This is a genomic window from Pelagerythrobacter marensis (assembly GCF_036700095.1).
Classification (GTDB): domain Bacteria; phylum Pseudomonadota; class Alphaproteobacteria; order Sphingomonadales; family Sphingomonadaceae; genus Pelagerythrobacter; species Pelagerythrobacter marensis_A.
This window is the reverse complement of sequence record NZ_CP144918.1, coordinates 2,853,459-2,877,631: the sequence shown is the minus strand read 5'-3', so window position 1 is coordinate 2,877,631 and position 24,173 is coordinate 2,853,459. Positions and strand designations below refer to the sequence as shown.

At 65.9% G+C, this 24,173-nt stretch carries 20 protein-coding genes, 1 tRNA gene and 1 pseudogene; 9 read left to right on the top strand and 13 right to left on the bottom strand.

Annotated elements, in window-relative coordinates; all coding sequences use genetic code 11:
• Positions 1-4 precede the first annotated feature (4 nt).
• From trpD to V5F89_RS13755, 6 genes are read right to left on the bottom strand one after another with little or no spacing between them, the layout of a single operon-like run.
• Positions 5-997 carry an anthranilate phosphoribosyltransferase gene (trpD, locus tag V5F89_RS13780; protein ID WP_338446199.1) on the bottom strand — a complete coding sequence of 331 codons (993 nt, stop codon included), beginning with the start codon at positions 995-997 and terminating at the stop codon, positions 5-7.
• Positions 994-1,605 carry an aminodeoxychorismate/anthranilate synthase component II gene (locus V5F89_RS13775; protein ID WP_338446198.1) on the bottom strand — a complete coding sequence of 204 codons (612 nt, stop codon included), beginning with the start codon at positions 1,603-1,605 and terminating at the stop codon, positions 994-996. The genes trpD and V5F89_RS13775 overlap by 4 nt, the downstream gene beginning before the upstream one ends.
• Before the next feature lie 49 nt (positions 1,606-1,654).
• The gene (pip, locus tag V5F89_RS13770) at positions 1,655-2,614 is read right to left on the bottom strand and encodes a prolyl aminopeptidase (RefSeq protein WP_338446197.1); all 960 of its coding nucleotides are present in this window, start codon (positions 2,612-2,614) and stop codon (positions 1,655-1,657) included.
• On the bottom strand, positions 2,611-3,474 hold the full coding sequence (locus tag V5F89_RS13765) for a phosphodiester glycosidase family protein (protein WP_338446196.1): 864 nt from the start codon (positions 3,472-3,474) through the stop codon (positions 2,611-2,613). The genes pip and V5F89_RS13765 overlap by 4 nt, the downstream gene beginning before the upstream one ends.
• Entirely contained in the window at positions 3,471-5,006 is a 1,536-nt protein-coding gene (gene trpE, locus V5F89_RS13760) for an anthranilate synthase component I (RefSeq protein WP_425334360.1), read from the bottom strand. Before trpE ends, V5F89_RS13765 begins: the two co-directional genes overlap by 4 nt.
• Before the next feature lie 4 nt (positions 5,007-5,010).
• Positions 5,011-6,945, bottom strand: coding sequence for a SurA N-terminal domain-containing protein (locus V5F89_RS13755; RefSeq protein ID WP_338446195.1), 1,935 nt, complete (start codon positions 6,943-6,945; stop codon positions 5,011-5,013).
• Between the two features lie 200 nt (positions 6,946-7,145).
• Between V5F89_RS13755 and tpiA the strand changes: the two genes are divergently transcribed.
• The 5 genes from tpiA to dnaN all read left to right on the top strand — a co-directional run bounded on the left by tpiA (position 7,146) and on the right by dnaN (position 11,878).
• Positions 7,146-7,910 (top strand): triose-phosphate isomerase, encoded by a 765-nt coding sequence (gene tpiA / locus V5F89_RS13750; protein ID WP_338446194.1) that lies wholly within the window; start codon positions 7,146-7,148, stop codon positions 7,908-7,910.
• 85 nt (positions 7,911-7,995) lie between these two features.
• A complete protein-coding gene (locus V5F89_RS13745; protein WP_338446193.1) occupies positions 7,996-8,820 on the top strand; it encodes an LD-carboxypeptidase in 825 nt (274 codons plus the stop codon).
• Between the two features lie 25 nt (positions 8,821-8,845).
• Positions 8,846-9,784, top strand: coding sequence for an ACP S-malonyltransferase (gene fabD, locus V5F89_RS13740; protein WP_338446192.1), 939 nt, complete (start codon positions 8,846-8,848; stop codon positions 9,782-9,784).
• Positions 9,784-10,536: a 3-oxoacyl-[acyl-carrier-protein] reductase gene (gene fabG, locus V5F89_RS13735; protein WP_338446191.1), complete on the top strand. Its 753-nt coding sequence runs from the start codon at positions 9,784-9,786 to the stop codon at positions 10,534-10,536. The genes fabD and fabG overlap by 1 nt, the downstream gene beginning before the upstream one ends.
• Positions 10,537-10,750: 214 nt before the next feature.
• Positions 10,751-11,878, top strand: a complete 1,128-nt coding sequence (gene dnaN / locus V5F89_RS13730; protein ID WP_338446190.1) for a DNA polymerase III subunit beta — start codon at positions 10,751-10,753, stop codon at positions 11,876-11,878.
• Between the two features lie 18 nt (positions 11,879-11,896).
• Here dnaN and V5F89_RS13725 read toward each other — a convergent pair whose 3' ends face one another.
• Both V5F89_RS13725 and V5F89_RS13720 read right to left on the bottom strand, forming a co-directional pair.
• Positions 11,897-13,651, bottom strand: a complete 1,755-nt coding sequence (locus V5F89_RS13725; RefSeq protein ID WP_338446189.1) for a D-aminoacylase — start codon at positions 13,649-13,651, stop codon at positions 11,897-11,899.
• A 65-nt stretch (positions 13,652-13,716) separates the two neighbouring features.
• Positions 13,717-15,033 carry an FAD-dependent oxidoreductase gene (locus tag V5F89_RS13720; protein ID WP_338446188.1) on the bottom strand — a complete coding sequence of 439 codons (1,317 nt, stop codon included), beginning with the start codon at positions 15,031-15,033 and terminating at the stop codon, positions 13,717-13,719.
• 345 nt (positions 15,034-15,378) lie between these two features.
• On the opposite strand from V5F89_RS13720, the gene V5F89_RS13715 reads away from it, so the two are divergent.
• The 4 genes from V5F89_RS13715 to V5F89_RS13700 all read left to right on the top strand — a co-directional run bounded on the left by V5F89_RS13715 (position 15,379) and on the right by V5F89_RS13700 (position 20,686).
• Complete coding sequence (locus V5F89_RS13715) at positions 15,379-17,994, top strand: putative bifunctional diguanylate cyclase/phosphodiesterase (protein WP_338446187.1); 2,616 nt, start codon at positions 15,379-15,381, stop codon at positions 17,992-17,994.
• Positions 17,995-18,080: 86 nt separating this feature from the next.
• Entirely contained in the window at positions 18,081-19,898 is a 1,818-nt protein-coding gene (gene lepA / locus V5F89_RS13710) for a translation elongation factor 4 (RefSeq protein ID WP_338446186.1), read from the top strand.
• A 363-nt stretch (positions 19,899-20,261) separates the two neighbouring features.
• Positions 20,262-20,447, top strand: a complete 186-nt coding sequence (locus tag V5F89_RS13705) for a stability determinant (RefSeq protein ID WP_338446185.1) — start codon at positions 20,262-20,264, stop codon at positions 20,445-20,447.
• Positions 20,444-20,686, top strand: coding sequence for a type II toxin-antitoxin system RelE/ParE family toxin (locus tag V5F89_RS13700; protein WP_338446184.1), 243 nt, complete (start codon positions 20,444-20,446; stop codon positions 20,684-20,686). The genes V5F89_RS13705 and V5F89_RS13700 overlap by 4 nt, the downstream gene beginning before the upstream one ends.
• 247 nt (positions 20,687-20,933) lie before the next feature.
• On the opposite strand, the pseudogene V5F89_RS13695 reads toward V5F89_RS13700, so the two are convergent.
• From V5F89_RS13695 to V5F89_RS13675, 5 genes and pseudogenes are all read right to left on the bottom strand, one after another.
• A pseudogene (locus V5F89_RS13695) lies at positions 20,934-21,032 on the bottom strand.
• A 7-nt stretch (positions 21,033-21,039) separates the two neighbouring features.
• Positions 21,040-21,528, bottom strand: coding sequence for a helix-turn-helix domain-containing protein (locus V5F89_RS13690; protein WP_338446183.1), 489 nt, complete (start codon positions 21,526-21,528; stop codon positions 21,040-21,042).
• Positions 21,529-21,827: 299 nt separating this feature from the next.
• Positions 21,828-22,733, bottom strand: coding sequence for a hypothetical protein (locus tag V5F89_RS13685; RefSeq protein ID WP_338446182.1), 906 nt, complete (start codon positions 22,731-22,733; stop codon positions 21,828-21,830).
• Between the two features lie 334 nt (positions 22,734-23,067).
• A complete protein-coding gene (locus V5F89_RS13680) occupies positions 23,068-24,000 on the bottom strand; it encodes a hypothetical protein (RefSeq protein WP_338446181.1) in 933 nt (310 codons plus the stop codon).
• 78 nt (positions 24,001-24,078) lie between these two features.
• Positions 24,079-24,154, bottom strand: a tRNA-Phe gene (locus V5F89_RS13675).
• Positions 24,155-24,173 lie beyond the last annotated feature (19 nt).

Below are 24,173 nucleotides of genomic sequence, written 5' to 3'. Positions count from 1 at the left end.
GCCGCTACTTCGCCAAAGCGATCCAGCGGTCCAGCAATTCGCCCGCCTTGCCGCTGTCGAGCGATTCGGCGGCGATCGCCGCGCCCTCTTCCCATCCGCTCGCCTTGTCCGCGACGATCAGTGTGGCAGCCGCGTTGAACAGCACGGCGTCGCGGTAAGGGCCGGGGGTGCCCGCCAGAAGGGCTTTCAGCGCGCGGGCGTTGTGCAGTGCGTCGCCTCCGCGGATCGCCTCCACCGGGGCATTGGGCAGGCCCGCCTCGTTTGCTTCTATCCGGCGCATTTCGAAATCGTTGCCGACCACGTCGGCCAGTTCGTTGCCGCCGGCGAGACTCAACTCGTCCAGCCCCTCGTCGCCCGAGGCGATGAAAGTCCGCTCCGTCCCCAGCCGGGCCTTGGCCGCGGCATAGATCGGGACATAGGCGGGCCGGGCAATGCCGATCAGCTGGCGCTTTACCCCGGCAGGATTCGACAGCGGACCCATCAGGTTGAAGATCGTGCGCCGGCCCAGCCGCTGGCGAATGGGCTGGATGCGGCCCATTGCCGGATGGTGGTTCTTGGCGAAAAGGAAGCAGATGCCGATTTCGGCCAGCGTCTTTTCCGCCGTGCGGCCCGCTGCCTCCATGTCCAGGCCCAGCGCTTCCAGCGTGTCGGCGGCGCCCGACTTGCTGCTGGCCGCGCGATTGCCGTGCTTGGCCACCGGCACACCGGCGGCCGCGACCACCAGGCTGACGGCGGTGGAGACGTTCAGCGTATGGTGCCCGTCCCCCCCGGTGCCGCAGCAGTCGACTGCATTCTCGGGCGCAGCGACGGGGATCAGCCGGGCACGCAGCGCGCGCGCGGCGCCGGCGATTTCCTCCGCCGTCTCGCTACGCTCGGTGATCGCGATCAGGAAACGGGCGATTTCCTCCTCGCCGGTTTCGCCGTCGAGGATCCAGCCGAAGACTTCCTCCGCCTCGGCCTCGCTCAGATGCGGTTCCGCCTGGGGCAGCGCCCTCATGCCGCGGCCCCGACCGGCAGGCGCGCCTCGATCCCGCAGATGCCGAGAAAGTTGGCGAGCAGAGCATGGCCGTGATCGGTGGCGATGCTCTCGGGATGGAACTGGACCCCGTGGATCGGCAGCTCGCGATGGCGGAAACCCATCACGCTCGTGCCGTCCAGCCCCGGCGTTTCGCTGGTGGCGTTGATTGCGAGCGTCGCCGGCACGTCTTCCACGACCAGCGAATGATAGCGGGTCGCGGTGAAGGGGGAGGGCAGGCCCGCGAAGACACCGCTGCCGTCGTGTTCGACAGGCGATGTCTTGCCGTGCATCAGTCCGCCGCGGACCACGCGCCCGCCGAAATGCTGGCCGATCGCCTGGTGGCCCAGGCAGACGCCGAGCAGCGGCAGCGCCGCATCGGCGCAGGCGGCGACGAGGTCGAGGCTGATCCCCGCCTCGTTCGGAGTGCAGGGGCCGGGGGAGATCAGCACGCCCCGTGCGCCGCTGGCCACCGCATCGGCGGCGGACAGCGCGTCGTTGCGCTCCACCCGCACCTCGGCCCCCAATTCCATCAGGTAATGGACGAGGTTGAAGGTGAAGCTGTCGTAGTTGTCGATCACCAGTATCATCGCGCCCGCCATCGGCCGATCGACCGGCCCGATCAAGCAAGTTTAGGTTTCAGGCCGCCTTGCCGGCGAGCTTGTCGGTCGCGCGGACCAGGCCGTCGACGATGCCCGGCTCGCTCGCGGCATGGCCCCCGTCATGGACGATCCACAGCTCCGCCTCCGGCCAGGCTTTCTTCAGCGCCCAGGCCGATGTGGGCGGGGTGCAGATGTCGTGCCGCCCCTGCACGATGATGCCGGGGATTCCCTTCAGCCGGTCGGCATTGGCCAGAAGCTGCCCTTCTTCGAGGAAGAAATCCTCCAGAAAAAACCGCGCGCAGATGCGCGCGAAAGGGATGGCTTTCGACGGATCGGCAAAGGTGTCGAGCAGGGTCTCGTCGGGCAGCAGGGTGGCGACGCTGCCTTCCCACAGCGACCATTCGCGCGCGGCGGCCAGGCGGATCTGCTCGTCCTCGCTGGTCAGACGCCGGTGATAGGCGGCGACGAGGTCGTCGCGTTCCTCCGCCGGGATCAGCCCGGTGAAGGCATCCCATTGCTCGGCCATGATCTCGCTCGCGCCATAGGAATAGAGCCAGCTCTTCTCCTTCTTGCGCCCCAGGAAGACGCCGCGCAGCACGAGTTCGCTGGTCCGCTCCGGGTGCGTTTGGGCATAGGCGAGCGCCAGCGTCGCGCCCCAGCTGCCGCCGAACACCTGCCAGGAATCGTGTCCGCACATCGTGCGCAGCCGCTCGATATCCTCGACGATGCGCCAGGTATCGTTGCGTTCGATCTCAGCGAAAGGCAGCGACTTGCCGCAGCCGCGCTGGTCGAACAGCAGGACATCGTAAAGCTCCGGGTCCCACTGGCGGCGATGGTTCGGGCTCATCCCTCCGCCCGGGCCGCCGTGAAGGAAGACGGCGGGCTTCGCGCCGGGTGTGCCGACCCGTTCCCAATAGAGCGAATGCCCCTCGCCAACGTCGAGCATGCCGGTCTCGTAAGGCTCGATCTCGGGATAGAGCGTGCGTTCGTAATTCATCGGGTTTCCTTTTCCTCGATCACGAGCATCGGCCCGAACCGGGCGCCGCTGTCCATTCGCCCGCGCGCCGGGTCCCACAGCGCGCTGACATTGCCGTCGAGGAACAGGGCATTGGGCGTCTTGAGTTCGTCGCGAAAATAGCGTGCGAGCACGCCGAAGGAGATCGGGCCTTGCGAAATCACGAAGTGCGCGCGCCCGGCGCTATCGATCCCGACTCCGTTGCGGATCGCCTTGCTCGGCCCGTCTTCGGCGATTTTCGGGTGCAGCTTGCCCCCGATCACCAGCATCGGGCCGCTTTGCGTGCCGAACTGCGGACGTTGGGAGACATTGGCGTAGAAATCGTCGGCGGTGCGGATGCGCCACGTGCCGCCCGTGCCGTAGAACACGCCGTTGGGCTTCATGTGAAAGTTGCCCGGCCCTTCGGCGCGGTTGAGTTCTTCCAGGCGGTCGCCGTTCTCGACGTAATAGCCGATCGGCTTGCCTTCGCCGTCGTACATTCCCCCGTTCATGGCAAAGGCGACGGCCGGCGCGTCGGCGTTGCGCGCGGCGGCCAGCTTGGCGAAGCTGCGGTAAGGCGCACCGCCGGCCGGGCCGAGAGCGGTGACGATCCTGTGCTTTGCCGGATCGGCAAGGCAATGCGTGAAGGTCGCTCCTTCGAAAGTCGCGCTCCGGCAAGCCGACGCGACGGTCGGGGTGGGCGAGGGGCTCGGATCGACCGCGGGGGCCGGTTTGGTATCGCTTTCGGCAACGCCGCTGCCGATTTCGGTTCGAACAACCGGCTCGCCGGCCGGCTCCTGCCCGCAGGCGGAAAGGGCGATCGCGGCACAGGCCGCCAATCCGAAAAGCGATGGCCGCTTCACTGTCCGAACCCCGGTTCCTGGGCTATGCGCGCGGCCTCGCGCGCGGCGGCGAGCAGGGCGCCGGCCTTGGCCTCGCATTCTCGCTGTTCGTACTCGGCCTCGCTGTCGGCGACGATCCCGGCCCCGGCCTGGACATGCAGCGTGCCATCCTTGACCACTCCCGTGCGCAGGACGATGCAGCTGTCGACCGATCCGTCGGGTGCGAAATATCCGACCCCGCCGGCGTAGGCGCCGCGCGTCTCGGGCTCGAGTTCGGCGATGATTTCGCAGGCGCGGATCTTGGGCGCGCCGCTGACGGTTCCTGCGGGGAAGCCTGCGAACAGCGCGTCGAGCGTGTCATGCGCCGGATCGAGCTGCCCCACGACATTGCTGACGATGTGCATGACATGGCTGTAGCGCTCGACGGTGAAGCTGTCGGTCACCTGGACCGTGCCCCTGGTCGCCACACGGCCCACGTCGTTGCGCCCCAGGTCGAGCAGCATCAGATGCTCCGCCCGTTCCTTGGGATCGGCGAGCAGGCTGGCTTCGGCCGCGCGATCGGCTTCCGGCGTGTCGCCACGCGGCCGGGTGCCCGCGATGGGCCGGATGGTCACTTCCTTCGCTGCGTCCGCCCCCCCTCGCACGCGAACGAGGATTTCCGGGCTGGAGCCGACCACGGCGAAACCGGGCAAGTCGAGGAAATAGAGGAAGGGCGAGGGATTGACCCGCCGCAGCGCGCGATAGAGCGATATCGGCGGCAGGGGGAAAGGGCAGGTGAAACGCTGCGCGAGGACGACCTGGAAGATGTCGCCCGCAGCGATATAGTTTTTCGCCTTCGCCACGTTGGCGGCGTAGTCTTCCGCAGCGACCACCGGATCGAGCTTCATCTCGGGCAGGTCGCCGAGGCGTGCCTCCGCCGGGGCCGGTCCGGCGAGCTTGCGCAGGACCTCGTCGATCCGCTCGCCTGCATCCGCGATGGCGGCTTCGGGCGCCGCCTCCCCCGCCCATAGCGGCGCGATGCAGAACAGTTCGTCGCCCAGGCTGTCGAACACCAGCAACACGGTGGGGCGGACGAACAGCATGTCGGGGAGTGCCAGCGGGTTGACCGGTGCGCGCGGCAGCTTCTCGACCAGGCCGATCGTCTCGTAACCGAAATATCCGACCAGGCAGGCGAGGGCCGGCGGCAGCTCGGCAGGCACGTCGATCCGGCAACGTTCGACTAGCGCGCGCAGTTCTTCGAGCGCGCCGGCCGGGCAATCGACGAAAGCATCGCGGTCGTGTTGCCAGCGGGCATTGATCGCGGCTGCGTTTCCTTCGGCGCGAAACACCAGGTCGGGATCGAGGCCGAGCAGGCTGTATCGCCCGCGAACTTCGCCGCCTTCGACCGATTCGAGCAGGAAATCGCCGCGTTCCGGCTCGAACAGCTTCAACGCTGCACCGACGGGGGTTTCGGTGTCGGCGACGACCTTGCGCCAGACGAGCGCAGGCCGGTCCGCCGCCAACGCGGCGACGGCGGCTTCGGCGTTGCAGAGACCCGAGGCGACCCGCGCCACCGGCTCAGTTCTGCCCGAGGAGCTGTTTGCGCACCGCGTCGATCGCGGTGGCGTTGCGTTCCACGCCCAGTTCCTTGCGCAGGGCAACGCGAAGCTGATCCGCATATTCGCTGCCGATGGCCGGGCCCAGTTCGCGCTTGGTCTGCGCGAGCAGCGGATCGTCGCTGGCCACCGTCCCGGTTTCGATCTCATCCAGATCGACCACGTACCAGCCGCTGTCCTCGGGCGCCTCCAGCTTCTTGGCCGTGCCCTGGGCCATGCTGAACAGCAGGGCGAGGGGCGGCGGGAACCGGCCCTCGAAAGCGGCCAGCTGCTGGCGAGTCAGGTCGACCGGTTCGGCCGGGGGAAGGCGCGTTTCCTCTTCGCGGAGCGCCGCCGCGAGGGAGGTGCCTTCCTTCAGGCGGGCGAGCACCCGGTCGGCGGCGGCACGCGCCTCCGCGGCGCCGCGGTCGCGCCGCCAAGCGGCTATCACGTCGTCGCGGATTTCCGCCAGCGGAGCCGCTGCGGATTCGACGATCCGGCTTGCTTCGAAGATCAGATAGGTCTCGCCGCGGGCGATCTCCGCAAGTTGCGGCTCCCCTTCGGTCATCTGGAACGCGGTCTCCAGCGCGGGGCCGAGCACTTCGGTCGCGGTTTCGCCCGGCGCGCCGTAAACCTCTCCGCTGGCCAGCAGCGGCCGCGTGGTGCGAACGTCGATATCCAGCTGCTGCGCCATGTCGCTCAGCGACACACCGTCGGTCAACTGCTCCTCGATATTCGCGGCCAGGTCGGCCAAAGCACGCTGGCGATTCTCCGCGCGCAGGGTCTCGGCGATTTCGCCGCGAACCTGATCGAGGCTGCGCGCGGGGGTCCGTTCGATGGCATCGACGCGGACGACATGCCAGCCAAGCCCGCTGCGCGCCGGGGTCGCAATCGCACCGCGTTCGGCTGCGAAGACGGCGCGGGCCACGTCGGCGGAGCTTTGCGCGGCCAGTTCCGACCGCGAGATCGGGCCAAGCTCGGCCACGTCGAAGCCCGCCTCGCGCGCAGCGGCTTCGAGCGAGCCGCCCGCTTCCACGCGCTCGCGGATCGTGCCGGCCGCTTCCTGGGTCGGGACGATCAGCTGGCTGAGCCGGCGCGTTTCGCGCGCGGCGTAGCGGGCGCTGTCTTCCTCGTATCGGGCGCCGATCTCGGCCGCGGTCGGTTCGATCCGGGTGTCAAGATTCTCCGGGCCGAACACCGCATAGCGGATGACGCGCCGTTCGGGGCGGATGAAGTCGGCGCGATTATCGGCGTAGAATGCCTCGAGCGTCGCCTGATCGGGGGTGCCTTCGGGCGCGAATGCCTGGGCCGGCAGCATGGCAATGCTGCCGCGGCGCCGTTCCTTGAGCAGCGCGGCATAGCGCGTCGCCAGCTTGTCGGGGGCCTGGGCGCCGAAAGCCACCGGGACAAGCAGCTGCTGGGCGAGCAGGCCCTGCGAAAGATCGGAGCGCAGCGCCGATTCCGAAATCCCGCGCGCCGCGAGCACCTGCCGGAACGTCGTGGAATCGAACTCGCCGCTGGCGCCGCGGAAGGCGGGGATCGAGATGATTTCGCTGTTGATCAGATTGTCGCCCGCCCTGAGGCCGTGGCGGCGCGCATATTCCGCGATCGCGGTACGGTCGATCATCTGATCCAGCACGTCGTCGAGGCCGCCCTGCGCGATGAACGCATCCATCGACATGTTGGGATTCTGCTGCCGCACGCGGTCGAGCGCGTCGCGCGCGCTTATGACGAGGTCGGCCGAATCGATCTTCTGCCCGCCGACGACGGCGACCCGGTCGCCGCCGGCGATCCCCCCGAATGTTCCGGTGTTTGCGACGTCGCTGCTGGCGAATGCAAAGGCGATCAGCGCAAGAAAAGCCAGCGTCAGCGGAATGCCGAGCTTCGACTGGAAGAATCTGCGGAAGAACTGAATCATGCGGGGAATGTTCCGTGGGTCAGGTGCGATTAGGGGTTGCGCTGTGCGGCGAGCGCTTTATCCGCCCTGCGACCTCCCGGCAACAGGTCGGCAACGCTTTTGGCGTTGCAAGATGAAGCATCTGGCAGGCCGGGCCCGTCGCCCCATATTAGGCGGCGACCGGAATCGTTGAAATCGGGATCAAGGAAGCGGGATTCGTCATGGCCGAACGGCCCTACATCGTTGGAAACTGGAAGATGAACGGCACGCGGGCGATGCTTGCCCAGGCGCGTGCCATCGACCGTGCGGCACAGAACCTGATGAAGGTGGAGGTCGCGCTGGCGCCGCCTTTCACGCTGGTTCACGCGACTCATCGCGAAGTCGAACAGATCGGTGTCGGCGCTCAGGACTGCCATCCGGCCGACGACGGTGCCCACACCGGCGACATTTCGGCCACCATGGCGGCCGATGCCGGCGCGAAATTCGTGATCCTCGGACACAGCGAGCGGCGCCAGAACCACGGCGAGACCGATGCTCTCGTCCGTGCGAAAGCCCAGGCGGCGCTGGCCGCCGGCCTGCGCGTCATCATGTGCTGCGGCGAGACCGAAGAGGTGCGCGATGCCGGCAAGGCGGTGGAACATGTCCTCGCCCAGCTCAGGGCTTCGCTGCCCGAATCGCTCGACCGCCCGGGCGAAATGCTCACCGTCGCATACGAGCCGGTATGGGCGATCGGCACCGGCCGCACCCCGACGGCGGAGGATATCGGCGCGATGCATCGCGAGATCCGCGCCCTGCTGGTCGAGCTGTTCGGGGAGGAAGACGGCGCGGCCGTGCGCATCCTCTATGGCGGATCGGTGAAGGCCGAGAACGCACGCGAACTGCTCGCAGCCGACGAAGTGGGCGGCGCGCTGGTCGGCGGCGCCAGCCTGACGGCGGAAAGCTTCATGGGCATCGTCATCGCGGCGGCGGAAGTTCACGAGACCTAGGCGGCAGCGGCCATGCGCGCGGCGGCGCTTGCGAGGCCGCGTGCGGGGCCTTGATGCAGCCCGTCGCTCGCCGTACGGCGCGATCATGACACGCATTGCGATCTGTGCACCGGGCAAGCGGCTCGAGCGGGAGCACGCCGATGCGGTGATCGATCTTGCCGCCGATCGGCCCGGTGTCGAGCTGGTGTTTCACCGGCAGTGCTTTGCGCGTCACGGACATTTTGCCGGCGACGATGCCGTGCGGCTCGCCGCGCTGCTCGAATGCGCGGACGATCCGGCGTTCGATGCGATCTGGTTTGCGCACGGCGGATACGGCTCCAACCGCATTGCCGCGGATGCCGTGGCCCGTATGGGGCCGGCGGCGCGCGACAAGGCGTTCCTCGGCTATTCCGACACCGGCTATCTTCTCGCCGCGCTCTACAAGGCGGGGGTCGGGCGTCCGGCGCACGGGCCGATGGTTGCCGACATCCGGCGCGAAGGGGGCGCCGCGGCGGTTGGCCGTGCGCTCGACTGGCTGTGCGGCGACGCCGGCGGGCTGGAAGGCTCGCTGGACGAGCGCCCGGCGGCGGCGTTCAACCTGATGACGCTGGCCATGCTCTGCGGCACCGATCTGATGCCCGACCTTGCCGGGCACGTCGTCATGGTGGAGGAAGTTTCCGAGCATCTCTATGCGGTCGACCGTCTGTTCTTCCACATCACCCAGCATCTTGCCGGCATCGCGGGACTGAAGCTCGGCCGGATCACCGACATTCCCGAAAACGACCGGCCTTTCGGCGCGAGCGAGGAGGATATCGCCAGGCACTGGTGCGCGCGCGCCGGCATCCCCTATCTCGGTTTCGCCGATATCGGGCACGACGGTGCCAACAGGATCGTGCCCTTCGGGCTTGCCCGCGCGCCCGGCCGCGCATAGTCCGCGCGGCGACAAGGAGATCGTTATGCGAGCATTCGTTTTTCCCGGGCAGGGCAGCCAGAAAGTCGGCATGGGCGCCGATCTTGCCGATGCCAGCGCAGCGGCGCGCGAGGTGTTCGAAGAAGTGGACGAGGCGCTGTCGCAGGCCCTGTCGACCGTCATGCGCGAAGGGCCGGAGGATCAACTGACGCTGACCGAGAACGCCCAGCCGGCGATCATGGCCAACTCGATCGCCACGCTGCGCGTGCTGGAACGGGAATTCGGAGTCGTGCTGGCTGACCGGGGCGATTGCGTCGCCGGCCATTCGCTGGGCGAATATTCGGCGCTATGCGCGGTCGGAGCCTTTGCGCTCGCCGACACCGCGCGCCTGCTCAAGCTGCGCGGACGGGCGATGCAGGCCGCCGTTCCGGTCGGCGAGGGCGCGATGTGCGCGCTGCTCGGCGCCGACCTCGAAAAGGCGCAGGCCCTGGCCGAGGCCGCCGCCGAGGGAGAGGTGTGCCAGGTCGCCAACGACAACGATCCGGGGCAGGTCGTGCTCTCGGGCCACAAGGGCGCGATCGAGCGCGCCGTGGCGATGGTGAAGGATCACGGGATCAAGCGGGGCGTGCTCTTGCCGGTCTCGGCTCCGTTCCACTGCGATCTCATGCGTCCGGCAGCCGATGCCATGGCCGAAGCGCTGGAGAAGACCCCGCCGGGGCCCTTCGCTCTGCCGGTCTATGCCAACGTCACGGCGGCGCAGGTGACCGACCCTGCGCAGGAGCAGCACCTGCTGGTCGAACAGGTGACCGGCCGCGTGCGCTGGCGCGAAAGCGTGCAGGCGATGCGCGCCGCCGGGGTGGAAGGCTTCGTCGAACTGGGCGGCAAGGTTCTCGGCCCGATGATCGGCCGTATCGACAAGGAAGCGCAAACGACCAGCGTGGTCACGATGGCGGATATCGAAGCCCTCGCGAAGGAGATCGGATAATGTTTTCGCTCGAAGGAAAGACGGCGCTGGTCACCGGTGCCAGCGGGGGAATCGGCTCGGCAATCGCCTATGCCCTGGCCCGACAGGGCGCGCGCCTTGCACTGAGCGGATCGAACAGCGGCAAGCTGCGCGCCTTCCGCGAACAGATCAACGACGAGGTCGGCGGCGATCATGTGGAAATCACCTGCGACCTGTCGAATGCGACTCAGGTGGAGGAACTGGTCCCCGCCACGGTCGATACCCTGGGCAAGATCGACATCCTCGTGAACAACGCCGGCGTGACGCGCGATAACCTCGCCATGCGGATGAAAGACGAGGAATGGGACGCGGTCATGCGCATCAATCTCGAGGCCGCCTTCCGCCTCATGCGCGCGGCCGCCCGCCCGATGATGAAGGCGCGACAGGGGCGCATCGTCAGCATCACCAGCGTCGTCGGAGCCACCGGAAATCCGGGGCAGATGAACTATGCCGCGGCCAAGGCCGGTCTCGTCGGCATGTCCAAGAGCCTGGCCCAGGAACTCGCCAGCCGGGGAATCACGGTCAATTGCGTCGCGCCCGGCTTCATTCGCACGGCGATGACCGACCAGTTGCCCGATGCGCAGAAAGAAGCGCTCAATGCCCGCATCCCGATCGGCAGGATGGGCGAAGGGCAGGATATCGGCGCTGCGGTGGCCTATCTGGCAAGCGACGAGGCCGCGTACGTCACGGGCCAGACGCTGCACGTCAACGGCGGCATGGCGATGCTTTCCTGACAGATTTATCCCCAAGGAATCGGGACGCCGGGGCATTCTTTCTTGCCCCGATGCGCCTCGCGACTAAGGATATTACGAACATTCCGGCGCTCGCGGGCGATTCCGGCCGCGAACCTGTCTTCGGGGCTTAGTCTCTACCGACACTCCCCGCACGCGGGTGCCAGACCGTCTGAGAGCGCGACGTCGGTGAGCGCAAAGGGGGAATTGATACGCGATGAAGGCCACTATCGAACGCGCAACGCTCCTCAGGTGTCTCAGCCACGTGCAGTCGGTGGTCGAGCGGCGCAACACGATCCCGATCCTGTCGAACGTCCTGATCGAGGCCGGGGATGGCGGATCGCTCAAAGTCATGGCGACCGACCTCGACCTCCAGGTGGTGGAGAACATGATCGCCGCTTCGGTCGAGACGCCCGGCGCCATCACGGTTTCGGCGCATCTGCTGTTCGATATCGCCCGCAAACTGCCCGAAGGCAGCCAGGTCAGTCTGGAGACGAGCGAGAACCGGATGACGGTCAAGGCGGGGCGCAGCCGCTTTCAGCTTCCCACCCTGCCGCGCGACGACTTTCCGGTCATCGTCGAAGGCGACCTGCCGACCAGTTTCGAAATTCCGGCCAAGACGCTGGCCGAACTGGTCGACCGCACGCGGTTTGCGATTTCGACCGAGGAAACGCGGTATTATCTCAACGGCATTTTCCTGCACGTTTCGGAAGAAGACAAGCCGGTGTTGAAGGCCGCGGCGACCGATGGCCACCGGCTCGCCCGGTTCACCATCGATCAGCCCGACGGCGCGCAGGGCATGCCCGACGTGATCGTCCCGCGCAAGGCGGTGGCCGAACTGCGCAAGCTGCTGGAGGAATCGCTGGACGGAAACGTTCAGGTCGACCTTTCGGCCAGCAAGATCCGCTTCACCCTGGGAGGCGAAGGCGGGGTGATCCTGACCAGCAAGCTGATCGACGGCACGTTCCCCGACTACAGCCGCGTGATCCCGACCGGCAACGACAAGCTGCTCAAGCTCGATCCGCGCAGCTTCTACGAAGGGGTGGATCGCGTCGCGACCATCGCCACCGAGAAGACTCGCGCGGTCAAGATGGGGCTGGAAAACGACAAGGTGACCCTCTCGGTCACGTCGCCGGACAACGGCACCGCGGCCGAGGAAGTGCCGGCGGACTATTCATCCGAAGGGTTCGAGATCGGCTTCAACGCCAACTATCTCAAGGACATCCTCAGCCAGATCGACAGCGACACGGTCGAGCTGCACCTTGCCGACGCGGGCGCGCCCACGCTGATCCGGCAGGACGCGAACAGTCCGGCGCTCTATGTCCTGATGCCGATGCGGGTGTAGCGCGCCGCCGCTACCGGCTCACTCCGCCGCTTCGCGCATTTCCGCCCGTTGCGGGCCGCGTATCAGCCCTCCCGGCGTTGCCCCGGTCCACCGGCCATCGCGAAAGGTGACCACGCCGCTCTTGATCGTGGCCACATAGCCTTCGGCCTTCTGCAGCAGGCGCTTGCCGCCGGCGGGCAGATCGAAGGCGAGCCACGGCCTTCCGAGCTTCAGCCGCTCCATGTCGATGATATTGAGATCGGCGAGGTATCCCGGCGCAACGAGGCCGCGATCCTCCAGGCCATAGAGGCGCGCGGTGTCGGCGCACTGGCGCTTGATCGCGTGCTCCAGACCGATCCGGGCGCCGCGCGAGCGGTCGCGGACCCAGTGCTGGAGCATGAACGTCGGGCTCGCCGCATCGCAGATCGTCCCGCAATGCGCGCCCCCGTCGGACAGCGAGTTGACGGTGTCGCCGGCACGCTGAAGCGCCTCGAGGAAATCGAGGTTGCCGTCGGCATAGTTGAGGATCGGCAGGTAGATGAAGCCGGTGCCGTCGTTGCGACACAGCATGTCGTAGGCATATTCCTCGCAACTTAGCCCCGCTGCTGCCGCGCGCGACTGCACGCTTGCTTCCGGTCCGGGCTCGTAGTCGAAATCCTCGTCCATTTCGAACTGCATCGTCCATCCGGCGACGACGATCGTCAGCAGGCCGAGCATGTCCGGCGGCGCGGTGCTGAAATCGTTGGCTTCGGCCAGGAGCCGGGCCTTGAACGCCGGGTCGAACAGCTTTTCCTTCTGCGCTTCCCACGGCAGTTCGGCAATCTCTTGCCAACTGGGGCGGAACCGGAACGGGTGGACGGTGCCGCGCCAGGCCATGATCACGCCATTGCCGCGCAGCGCGATCTGGGCGACGATGTTGGCGCCGTTGTCGTTCTCTGCCCGCATGGCTGCGATCTGCTCGTCCAGTGGCAGCTCCTTGGCAATCGATTGCAGCGCGGCGAACGTCACCGGCAGACCGGTCTCGCGGCTGAGGCGGCCCATCCAGTCGAACTCGTTCCATTCGCGGTTGAGGTCGCTTGCCATTTCGAACACGCCATGGCCCGCGCGGCCCATCGCGCGGCCGATCTCGATCAGTTCCTCCGCCGTGGCCGTGGTGCCGGGCACCAGCTCGCCATCGACGGACTTGTGGATCACCGTGCGACTGGTCGAAAAACCGAGCGCACCGGCGCGAATCCCTTCTTCCACGATCCGGGCCATTTCGGCCACGTCCGCTTCGGTCGGCTGCGCGCCGGGTTTCTCCCGATCGCCGAGCACGTAGGCGCGCACCGCGCCGTGCGGGACATGGGTGCCCACATCGACCGTCCGCGGCAGCTTCTCCAGCGCGTCGAGATATTCGGGAAAGGTTTCCCAGTCCCAGGTAATGCCTTCGGCCAATGCTGTGCCGGGAATGTCCTCGACCCCTTCCATCAGACCGATCAGCCATTCGTGCCGGTCGGGCGCAGCAGGAGCGAACCCGACCCCGCAATTGCCCATGACGACGGTGGTGACCCCGTGCCAGCTGGACGGTGCCATTTCCTGGTCCCAGGTGGCCTGCCCGTCATAATGGGTATGGATGTCGACGAAACCGGGGGTGACGATTGTCCCGGCGGCGTCGATCTCCTCGCGTCCTTCGCCGCGGATCGCGCCAACTTCCGCGATGATACCGTCGCGGATTGCGATGTCGCCGGTGAAGCGATCGGCGCCGGTCCCGTCGATGATCGTCCCGTTGCGTATGACAAGGTCGAATGCGGCCATGATGCTGACTCCTCTCTCCGGCGAGGAAAGTCCCATATTGCAACCGGTCTGTCCAGCCGGACGGTCTATCGGCGGGCGCGGATCATCGCCTCGATGTCGACGAACTTTTCGCGCGGGGCGCCATCGCGCGCCGCCCGGGCTTCGGCTTCCTCGATCCTCTTCCAGTCGCGGAAGGTGACCACGTCCAGGCCGCGCTTCTCCGCAAGCGCGTCGAAGCCTGCGCGGCCCTGCCTGCCGCTGGGGCCCAGGCTGCCCTCCGCCGTGTCTTCGGCGATCTTCTCGACCACGCCGAACCCGTCGGGCCGGTTGGTGCCGATCGTGCCGGTGGGGCCGCGCCGTGCCCAGCCGACGCAGTAGAGCCCCGGCAGGATGCGCCCTTCGTCGTTGGCGAAACGGCCGGCCCGCTCGTCGAACGGCACGCCGGGTATCGGCGAGCTGCGATAGCCGATGCAGCTGATAATCAGGTCGGCTGGCACTGTGTAGGTCTCGCCGGTTCCGACGGCCCGGCCGGCTTCGACCCGGGTGCGCTCCAGCTCGATCGCCTCGACTTTTTCGTCGCCCAGCAAGCGGACGGGGCTGGCGAACATGTCGAAGTCGATCTCGATCGCCTTGTCGGCCCGTTCGCTTTCGGGAATGGCGGCGAAGCTGCGCAAGTGCGCGACCGATTTCCGCAGGCCCGGTTCCAGCAGAGCATCCTCGGCCTCCGGCGGGAGATCGTCCGGCGCGACGCGAGGGGTTGCCCGGTCCAGAGTCATCAATTCGCCCAGTTCCTTGGGCGTCATCATGATCTGGTGCGGCCCGCGCCGCCCCACGATCGTGATCGTGCGCAAGCTCGATGCGCGAAGGGCCTCGAGTGCATGCGCCACGATGTCCGACCCGGCGAATTCGGCTTCGGTCTTGGCCAGGATGCGCGCCACGTCGAGCGCCACGTTGCCCATGCCGATCACGACCGCGTTCTTGCCCGAGAGGTCGGGAGCGAGATCGGCGAACTGCGGGTGGCCGTTGTACCAGCCGACGAAGGCCGCGCTGCCGAATACGTTGCCGAGATCCTCCCCTTCCAGCCCCAGGGCGCGGTCGTTCGGCGCGCCGGTGGCGAACACCACCGCATCGTAGAGCGATTGCAGTTCGGGAACGGATACGTCCCGGCCCACGGCCACATTGCCGACGAAGCGGACGTTCTCTGTCAGGGCCGTGGCTTCATAGCGCCGGCTCACGCCCTTGATCGACTGGTGATCGGGCGCGACCCCGGTTCGGATCAGGCCGTAGGGGACGGGGAGCATGTCGAAGATATCGACCCGGATGTCTTCACCCCAGCGCTTCTGCGCGGCTTCCGCGGTGTAGTAGCCAGCCGGGCCGGACCCGATGATCGCGATATGGCGCATCAAGCGGTCTTTTGTCCGTCAGGGCGGCGTGTGGGTTTCGTCTGCGAACCCGCTTGCGGGTCAGTTCCCCGGTCGGGAACGATCGCATCTGGCGTATGTGCTGCCCATTCCGCCATCGTCCTCTCCGCAGCGCTTCCCGGAATCGCAGTCATGCACTGCCCGATTTGGCATTGCAAGGCGCGCGCACCGCGTCGGCGCGCACGGTCAATTCTTGGCGGCGGGTTAACCGTTTTTTCAACGCGGCTGGGGCATTCGCTCCCAATGGTCCTTGCGTCAGCGAAAGTCCCGGAGGAGACGAAGGCGCCCGTTTCGACGATTTCGCCCCGTTTGCCAGCGGGCGCGGATATGGACGCGCGCGAACCGGCAGTCGCGCCAGGCGGCGATGAGCGCCGGGTCGGCGGCGACCGGCGCGAAATCAAACGGGCCAAAGTCTCCGCCGTCGCGAAGCCGCCCCCGGTCCTGCCGGTGCCGTTCTTCTGGATGAGCCTCGCCGTTGCCATCGCGTTCGCGCTTTCCGGCGTCGTGGCGCTTTCGGGGCCGCCGCTCGTTTCTGCGGCTGCGGCAATCGCCAGCGTCGCGTTTGCCGCTCTCGGACGGTCCGTGAACGCCTGGGGCGAGCGTGTCGAACTGGCCCCTGCCGCCAGGCGGGTACTGGCCGTCGCGCTCGTTGCGCTGTCGTCGGCAGGGGCCGGGTTCGGCCTGGCCGACTGGATGTATTCCGGGACGCTCGACTGGCGAATCGGCGTGGCGGCACTGGTAACCGTCAACGTCCTGTTCGCTGCACTGCTGAGCGATCGAATCGTCCTGGTCTTCGTCAGCAAGCTGGGATGCTGGGCGCCGGTGGCCGTGGTGGACGGATCGTTCTATGCCTATTCGGGGCTGACGATGGCGGCGATCGCGAGTGCGCTCGTCGCCAGCTATCAGGCCCGCTTCGAACGCACCCGGGCGGAGGAGGAAGAGGCGCTGGCGCGGGTTCGCGACCGGGCGCAGAGCATTCTCAACGACTATGAGGAGACGGGGCAGGGCTGGTTCTGGGAAACCGATCGGCGCGGACGCCTCACTTACCTCTCTTCCTCGGTCGCGCGTTCGCTGGGGCGGACCGAGGAGGAACTGATCGGCCGATCGTTTTCGCGGCTGTTCGACCTCGGCGACGAGAATCGCGAAGGCGAACGGACGCTGACGTTCCACTTGTCGTCGCGATCCTCGTTCGAAGGGCTCGCCGTCAAGGCCGCCGCCGCCGATCACGAGCGCTGGTGGTCGATCAACGGCCGGCCGGTCTACGACGGGTTTCGCAATTTCTGCGGCTTTCGCGGCTCGGGCACCGACCTGACCGAGAAAAAGCTGAGCGAGGAGAACGCGAAACGCCTCGCCCGATACGATTCGCTGACCGGCCTCGCCAACCGTTTCCAGATGTCGCAGACCCTCGAGAAAATCGTTTGCAGCCCGCAAGAACGGGAACGCGAATGCGCTATCCTGCTGCTCGATCTCGATCGGTTCAAGCACGTCAACGACACCATGGGGCACCCGGCAGGCGATGCCCTGCTGAAGCAGGTGGCGCAGCGCCTGGAGCGCACGGCGGGCAAGTTCGGCCGCGTCGGCCGGCTTGGCGGCGACGAGTTCGAAGTGATCGTGCCGGGGCGCAGCGATCGCGACAAGCTGGGCCACCTTGCGCAGGAGATCCTCCATGCCTTGTCGCAACCCTATACGATCGAAGGTCAGCGGGTGGTGATCGGATCCTCGATCGGAATCGCGATTTCGCCCGACCATGGCGTGACGAGCGAATCCCTGATCCGCAACGCCGACCTGGCGCTCTACGCGGCCAAGGATGGCGGGCGCGGGCGTTTCCACTTCTACTCGAACGATCTCCACACTGCGGCCGAAGAACGCAATGCGCTGGAACGGGACCTGCGCGATGCGATCGCGCAGGGCGGCCTGGAACTGTTCTATCAGCCGGTGGTGGACGCCAGTACCGAACGGATTGCGGGGTTCGAGGCCCTGCTCCGGTGGAATCATCCGCGGCGCGGGTGGCTCTCGCCCGCCAAGTTCGTCCCGATCGCGGAAGACACGGGGCTTATCACCGCGATCGGCGAATGGGCGATCCGCACCGCGTGCGGCGCGCTTGCCAGATGGCCCGAGGAAGTGCGCTGCGCAGTCAACGTCTCGCCGCTGCAATTTGCTAGCCCGCAGCTGCCTGCGATCATCACCAATGCCATCGCGCAGGCGGGGATCGACCCGTCGCGGCTGGAGCTGGAGATCACCGAAAGCGTCTTCCTCAACGACGACGAGGGGACCGAGGCGATGTTCGCCGCGCTCAAGCGCATCGGGGTGCGGCTGGCGCTGGACGATTTCGGGACCGGCTATTCCTCGCTCGGCTATTTGAAGAAGGCGCCGTTCGACAAGATCAAGATCGACCAGAGCTTCGTCAGCGGCGCCACCCGGCCGGGAAGCCGGAACGGCGCGATCATCGCGTCGATCACCAGCCTTGCACAGGCTCTGGGGATGGACGTCACGGCCGAGGGGGTCGAGACGCTCGACGAACTCGATCTCGTCCGTCTCCACGGATGCACGCATGTCCAAGGGTACATCTATTCCAAGGCCCTGAGCGACAATGCCGTCGAACAGTGCCTGTCGGACGGGCTGACGATGAAGGCGGTGGGGCCGCGTTCGGCGCGGGCCCGGCGCAAGACGATGCTGCGCAAGGTCGTGCTCGATCACGACGGGCATCGCTATCCGGGCACGATCCGCAACGCCTCGCACGAGGGCGCGATGATCGAAGGGCTGTGGAACGTGCCCGAGGGAACCCGTTTTCGCATCGCCCTGACCGAAACGCTCTCGGTCGGCGCGACGACCCGCTGGTGCATCGACAACCGCATGGGGGTTCAGTTCGACCGACCGGTCCCGCTCGATATCGACGGCGTTCCTCCGGTGCAGGATCGCCAACACTCCGCCGGTCGCGACTGAGATCGGCTCCGCCCCTCCGTTCCGTGCGAGGCTCACCCGGCGTCTCGGTCGTTGCAGGTTGCCGGCCGGGGTTATAAGGGGCCGCGATGACTGATCTTGGCCTTATTCGCAATTTTTCGATCATCGCGCATATCGACCATGGCAAGTCGACGCTCGCCGACCGGCTGATCCAGCATTGCGGCGGCCTGACCGAGCGCGAGATGAGCGAGCAAGTCCTTGATAACATGGACATTGAGCGCGAGCGGGGGATCACCATCAAGGCCCAGACCGTGCGCCTCGCCTATACCGCGCGCGACGGGCAAACTTACCAGCTCAACCTGATGGACACCCCCGGCCACGTCGACTTTGCCTACGAGGTCTCCCGCTCCCTCGCCGCGTGCGAGGGCGCGCTGCTGGTGGTCGACGCCGCGCAGGGGGTCGAGGCGCAGACGCTCGCCAATGTCTACCAGTCGATCGAGCACGATCACGAGATCGTCCCCGTCATCAACAAGATCGACCTCCCCGCCGCCGAACCGGAAAAGGTCCGCGCCGAGATCGAGGATATCATCGGCATCGACGCCAGCGAGGCGGTGCTGACCAGCGCCAAGTCCGGCATCGGGATCGAGGAAACGCTGGAGGCGATCGTCGCCAAGATCCCGCCCCCCACCGGCGACCGCGACGCCCCGCTCAAGGCGATGCTGGTCGATAGCTGGTACGACCCCTACCTCGGCGTGGTCATCCTCGTGCGCGTGATGGACGGGGTGCTGAAGAAGGGCCTCCAGGTCCGCTTCATGCAGGGCGGCACGCAGCACCTGGTCGACCGCGTCGGCGCCTTCACCCCCAAGCGCGTCGACCTGCCCGAGATCGGCCCGGGCGAGATCGGCTTCATCACCGCGCAGATCAAGGAAGTCGAGCAGGCCCGCGTCGGCGACACGATCACCACGGTGAAGGGCGGGGCGGAGAAAGCGCTGCCCGGCTACAAGGAAGTCCAGCCGGTCGTCTTCTGCGGGCTCTTCCCGGTCGACGCGGCGGACTTCGAGAAGCTGCGCGAATCGATCGGCAAGCTGCGCCTCAACGACGCGAGCTTCTCCTACGAGATGGAAAGCAGCGCCGCATTGGGCTTCGGCTTTCGCTGCGGCTTCCTCGGCCTCCTGCACCTGGAGATCATCCAGGAGCGCCTCAGCCGCGAATACGACCTCGACCTCATCACCACCGCGCCCAGCGTCGTCTACCGCCTCCGCCTGGCCAAGACGAAGAACGAGGAGGCGAAGACGATCGAGCTGCACAACCCGGCCGACTATCCCGATCCCAACCGGATCGAATGGATCGAGGAGCCGTGGATCAAGGCGACGATCTACACGCCCGACGAATACCTCGGCAGCATCCTCAAGCTGTGCCAGGACCGGCGCGGCATCCAGACCGACCTCACTTATGTCGGCGGGCGTGCGCAAGTGACTTACGAGCTGCCGCTGAACGAGGTCGTGTTCGACTTCTACGACCGCCTGAAATCGATCAGCCGCGGCTATGCCAGCTTCGACTATGAGCAGATCGGCCTGCGCGAAGGCGACCTCGTCAAGATGAACATCCTGGTCAACAACGAGCCGGTCGACGCGCTGAGCCTGATCGTCCACCGCTCGGTCGCCGAAGAGCGCGGCCGCGGCATGTGCGAGCGCCTGAAAGACCTGATCCCGCGCCACCTGTTCAAGATCCCGATCCAGGCCGCGATCGGCGGCAAGGTGATCGCGAGAGAAACGATCGCCGCGCTGAGGAAGGACGTGACGGCCAAGTGCTACGGCGGCGATATCACGCGCAAGAAGAAGCTGCTGGAGAAGCAGAAGAAGGGCAAGGCGCGGATGCGGGAGTATGGGAATGTGTCGATCCCGCAGGAGGCGTTTATTGCGGCGCTAAGGATGGGGGAGGAGTAAATCCTCCCCGGACCGGGGCGGGGGACCATCCGCAGAATGGTGGAGGGGCACCGCCGCCGCCGAGAAGAGCGCCGCCCGCAAGGAAGCGATCGCCCAGGCCAAGGCAGACAAGCAGGCCGCCGCGAAAGAGGCTGCGAAGCCCAAGCGGACCGAAGCCGAACTGAAGGCCGCGCGCGACGAGAAATATGCCGCGCGCAAGAGGCGCAAGAAGTAGGCGGGCGGGGGCGAGCGGGGCCCAGACCGTCCGAGCCCTTCGACGACGCGGCTTCGCCGCGGCGCACTTCCTTCTTCTTTGACAATGAGTCGCATCCACCCCGGACCCAATCCCTTTGCAGCGCGCCTTCTTTCGCCTATCATCCGCTTATGAACGCCCAATCGCCCATCGTGTCGGAGTTCGCGACGGCGGAGGAACAGGCCGCTTACGAAAGGTGGCTGGCCGAGAAGGTCGCCGCCTCGCTGGCGGACGAGCGCCCGCCGGTGCCGCATGACGAAGCGATGAGCGAGGCGCGCGCCATCATCGAACGGAACAAGCGGCGCGGCAACGCGTGATAACGCTGATCTGGCGTGCGAGCGCGCTCGCTGATCTCAAGCAGACCATCGATTACATTTCAGAGCGCGACATCCTGGCGGCGGAGCGGCTGCTTGCGGCGATCGAAGCCTGCGCGGAACGACTGCCGGACCACCCGTTCATGTATCGCCCCGGCCGCATCGCAGGCACGCGCGAGGCAGTGGTGCATCCGAACTACATCCTGATCTACCGAGTACGGTCGAGGCTGTGGAGGTGGTGAACCTGGTTCATGCGCGGCAGGAGTATCCGTAGTTCCTTCGACCTCTAGCGCTACTGCAGCGAGAGCAAGCGCGAGGAGGCTGTTGACGACGCTGCGACGTCTGAATTCTCGGTGCGCTTCTATTGGAGAAGGAGAAAAGGGCAAAGTGCGGATGCGGGGGATTCCGGAAATGGGAGTATCTCGCAGGAGACGTTTTATTGCGGCGCCCAGGATGCTGGAGGAGTAGCGTTCATTGTGCGGCAAATTGAGGCAGCGAAGGGAGTCGAACCCTTATCCTCTCCAGCGCGGCGACACGTGCAAAGCGCCACTAGAAACCGGAGTGCTCTATCCTTTGAGCTACGCTGCCAAACCCTTTAGATCTCGTCGTCGGTCTTGACCAAGGCAAGCTTTGGCCGACCACGCTTTGCAAAGCGTGCTTCGCGCTCCGCCATACGTTCCTTCTTCTTCATCACCATGTCGGCAGCGAATGGTTTCAAGTTCTCAATTAAGCCGTCCAGATGATAGATGTTCGTCTTGCTTCCTACCTTCGATACGCGCCGTTCCTCGCGGCGAACGAATCCGGCGGCCTCCATTCTCTGAATTCGGCGGCGCACGGTGCTAGGGTCTATGTGCATGGCCTCAGCAATTGAGTTCTTCGAGGGCATTGGCCGGTTGTCTGCAGTCCACCAGCGGTTGGCGAGGTGAAGAATGATGTTGATGTCTAGCGCGTCGAGGCCGAGCGCTCGCTGATGTTCTATCAGCGCCGCCGGCAAGACCGTCCATCCTGCCTCGATCAGTTCGCGCGACCACTTTTGCTCAAGAACTTTAAGTTCTTCGCTGGTTTTGGTTTTCGTCTTGGGCACCACAGGTTCCTTTCGTCAGGAATTGATCTGCGCCCGAATCTTGATTTTTGCAAATGCCCCCCCGAGGCACGGAAGCCGTGGGGGCCTCCGTCATGTCGGCATGATGAATTGTGTGGTGCTGACAGTGTCATATGAGCACGTGTACTGCTTTGTGAGGCCCCTGGGCCGTACCGGGGGGACCATGTCGCCTAGGGAAGGGGGCGGAAGAGCCTAGGGATGAGGGCCTGCGTGCCTCGGGGTAGCCCGATCTTTTAACGGGATGTTTCGTGCTCTTATAGCATCGAGTCTGCTCCACAACTTCAAGCAGCTTCGCTAACTTCTCGCACAAAATCCAAAATGTGTATGCGCGCCAGTTTGCCGTTCTTATATCCTCGGCGTGCCAGCACCTCAATCCGGGCGCGCTTCTGTGCCGCGAGGGTGTAAGCGTTGCTATCGTCCAAGAAGATCGGATCTTTCACCTCTGCCATTAAAAAGCCATCTGCCTCAGGGTTCTCGATGCTCAACCCGCTGGTGTGATATTTGAAACCATCGGTCGTAAAAACTTCCTGTCTCGGTTTCTGCCAATCGACCTTCTGTGAGTCTCGTATCGCCTCGGCATCGGCTAGCTTGACGACGCTCGCTGGAGCTTTCCCCGCGTAGAACGTGGATGTATCTACGGACTCACCGATCGGAGAGACAAAGCTCTCCGCTGCGGGTCCATTCGACAAGATGCCCCGTCGAAACAGGTCTTGCATCCCCATCACCTCCATGTGCCTGCGCTTATCAAACTCATTGAGTGTATTAATTGAGCTCTCATGTATTTTCGACATTGTCGACAATGCAACTTGGTGCATTTCAGCCATCTTGCTTATCGCCAAGTCCACGGACTTGTGGTCGCCTTTGAAATAATCGAGAACTGCTTGGACATAATATCCGACGATCTCTGGACCGATTGCTGAGAGGATCGGAACGCCGACACCGAGAAGCTGTGACGCCTCCTGCAAGAGCTGTGGTGTTCCGTACGAACTTTGAAACCCCTCGCGTGCTTTGAGTAGCAGCGGCGATCTCTCTCCACGCTTTGGGAGGCGACATTGAGATGAGATAATAAGGCAGTCGGAAACCATCCGGTCCAAGCCCTGCAGAGACTGCCCGTATAGCTTAGCATCAATTGTATGTTCTCGTGCATCGCCGCCATCATACTTTAGGAGAATCTCGAAGTCTGACATTACCATACCCCCCCTGCCCGGGGATGAACCTAGCCATAAATCGCGCTCTATTTGAGTCAGAAATTATCTTAAGGGCGCGTGCCGAAGAATCGGCGATTTACTATCGGCCCGAGCCTTCGCCCGACGGGTTTCGCCCCAGCCTCAGTAGCGGAGCGCTGGCCCTGAAACGCTGGGTATGGCGCATCCGCGCCCCTTGGCGATCTCCGCGCAGAGCGCTCCGGTCGGCCGGTCGACCTTGCGGTCGGTCGGGTCGCCGCCAGAGGATTCCAAGCGTTGGGTGTTGTGACGAAACAGACCCACCCCCGACCCCTCCCGCGAGCGGGAGGGGAGGAGGTTACCACCTGTCGTCCCTCAGCGTTCTGATGCGCGGGCCGCGGGGTTCGGGGGGCGGGGGGTCCGGTGGCTCGTCTGCGGCCGCGTTGGCGTCGCTTTCCGGTTCCTGCTCCGGCGCCTCGCGGTCGTTCGTCGCGGTGGGATAGTCGCCTTCCGGCGGGGGCAGCTCGGGCAGGGCGGCCTTCTCGCGCTCGCGGTCCTGGTAGGCCTGGGAGGCCGGGTGGTCCGGGTCCTGGAAGGGGTCGTAGCCGTTGGCTTCGTCCTCCTGCCGGGCGGCTTCGTAGGCGTCGTGGAGGGCGCGGGTGCGGGGGCTCATGTAATAGAGGTGGCGTTCGCGCATCTTGCCCAGCTTGCGGTCGATGCTGGCGAGCACTTCGTCCTCGTGCTCGTAGGAGGCTTCGCGCTTTTTCTCCGCCTCCCATTCCTGGCGCCACTGCTTCTTCATGCGCTCCAGCTCCATCTTGCCGATCGCGCCGAGGCCTTTCGCCTTGCCTTCGGTGAAACGCTCGGGCGCGCGGTTGCGGAGCATGAACATCAGCAGCCGGTCGTTGTACGCGCGGCGCGTGCCGACGAGCTTGCCGTAGGAGTAGACCGGCACCTCGACGCCGTTGAGCGCGCGGTCCATCGCGACATCCTCGATCTTCTGCACGCCGAGCCGGAGCGCGGCCTCCCACGCCTTGCGGAAGCTGTCCGCCCCCGGCTGGCGGCGCAGGTGGTATGCGCCCACGGTGCTCATGTTCACGGCGCGGCAGGCGGCCTCGACGCTGCCGGTGTCGGCCAGCGCCTCGATGAAGGCGCGCTGGCGTTCGTCGGTCCAGCCGTCGTGGCGGCGGCACTTGCGGGGGACGGGGGTGAACGCGGGCAGTTCGCCCCCGTTCTCGACCACCTCCCGGGCGGGCAGGCGGGTCTCGCGATTGTCTGTGCGGCGGGTCATTTTGCAGGGTGGAGCAAAAAATCGCCGTGTAGGAAAATGAAAAATGCGCAGGGGGGAAGGGCGTCGGGGGGAGGGCTATGGTGCCCAGGGACGGAATCGAACCGCCGACACTGCGATTTTCAGTCGCATGCTCTACCAACTGAGCTACCTGGGCGCACTCTGCGAACGACCCG

Bases quoted from the DNA above. Each gene is read 5' to 3' on its own strand.
- trpD (WP_338446199.1), bottom strand. From the start codon at position 997: ATGAGGGCGCTGCCCCAGGCGGAACCGCATCTGAGCGAGGCCGAGGCG.
- V5F89_RS13775 (WP_338446198.1), bottom strand. From the start codon at position 1,605: ATGATACTGGTGATCGACAACTACGACAGCTTCACCTTCAACCTCGTC.
- pip (WP_338446197.1), bottom strand. From the start codon at position 2,614: ATGAATTACGAACGCACGCTCTATCCCGAGATCGAGCCTTACGAGACC.
- V5F89_RS13755 (WP_338446195.1), bottom strand. From the start codon at position 6,945: ATGATTCAGTTCTTCCGCAGATTCTTCCAGTCGAAGCTCGGCATTCCG.
- tpiA (WP_338446194.1), top strand. From the start codon at position 7,146: ATGGCCGAACGGCCCTACATCGTTGGAAACTGGAAGATGAACGGCACG.
- V5F89_RS13745 (WP_338446193.1), top strand. From the start codon at position 7,996: ATGACACGCATTGCGATCTGTGCACCGGGCAAGCGGCTCGAGCGGGAG.
- fabD (WP_338446192.1), top strand. From the start codon at position 8,846: ATGCGAGCATTCGTTTTTCCCGGGCAGGGCAGCCAGAAAGTCGGCATG.
- fabG (WP_338446191.1), top strand. From the start codon at position 9,784: ATGTTTTCGCTCGAAGGAAAGACGGCGCTGGTCACCGGTGCCAGCGGG.
- dnaN (WP_338446190.1), top strand. From the start codon at position 10,751: ATGAAGGCCACTATCGAACGCGCAACGCTCCTCAGGTGTCTCAGCCAC.
- V5F89_RS13725 (WP_338446189.1), bottom strand. From the start codon at position 13,651: ATGGCCGCATTCGACCTTGTCATACGCAACGGGACGATCATCGACGGG.
- V5F89_RS13720 (WP_338446188.1), bottom strand. From the start codon at position 15,033: ATGCGCCATATCGCGATCATCGGGTCCGGCCCGGCTGGCTACTACACC.
- V5F89_RS13715 (WP_338446187.1), top strand. From the start codon at position 15,379: ATGGACGCGCGCGAACCGGCAGTCGCGCCAGGCGGCGATGAGCGCCGG.
- lepA (WP_338446186.1), top strand. From the start codon at position 18,081: ATGACTGATCTTGGCCTTATTCGCAATTTTTCGATCATCGCGCATATC.
- V5F89_RS13705 (WP_338446185.1), top strand. From the start codon at position 20,262: ATGAACGCCCAATCGCCCATCGTGTCGGAGTTCGCGACGGCGGAGGAA.
- V5F89_RS13685 (WP_338446182.1), bottom strand. From the start codon at position 22,733: ATGTCAGACTTCGAGATTCTCCTAAAGTATGATGGCGGCGATGCACGA.
- V5F89_RS13680 (WP_338446181.1), bottom strand. From the start codon at position 24,000: ATGACCCGCCGCACAGACAATCGCGAGACCCGCCTGCCCGCCCGGGAG.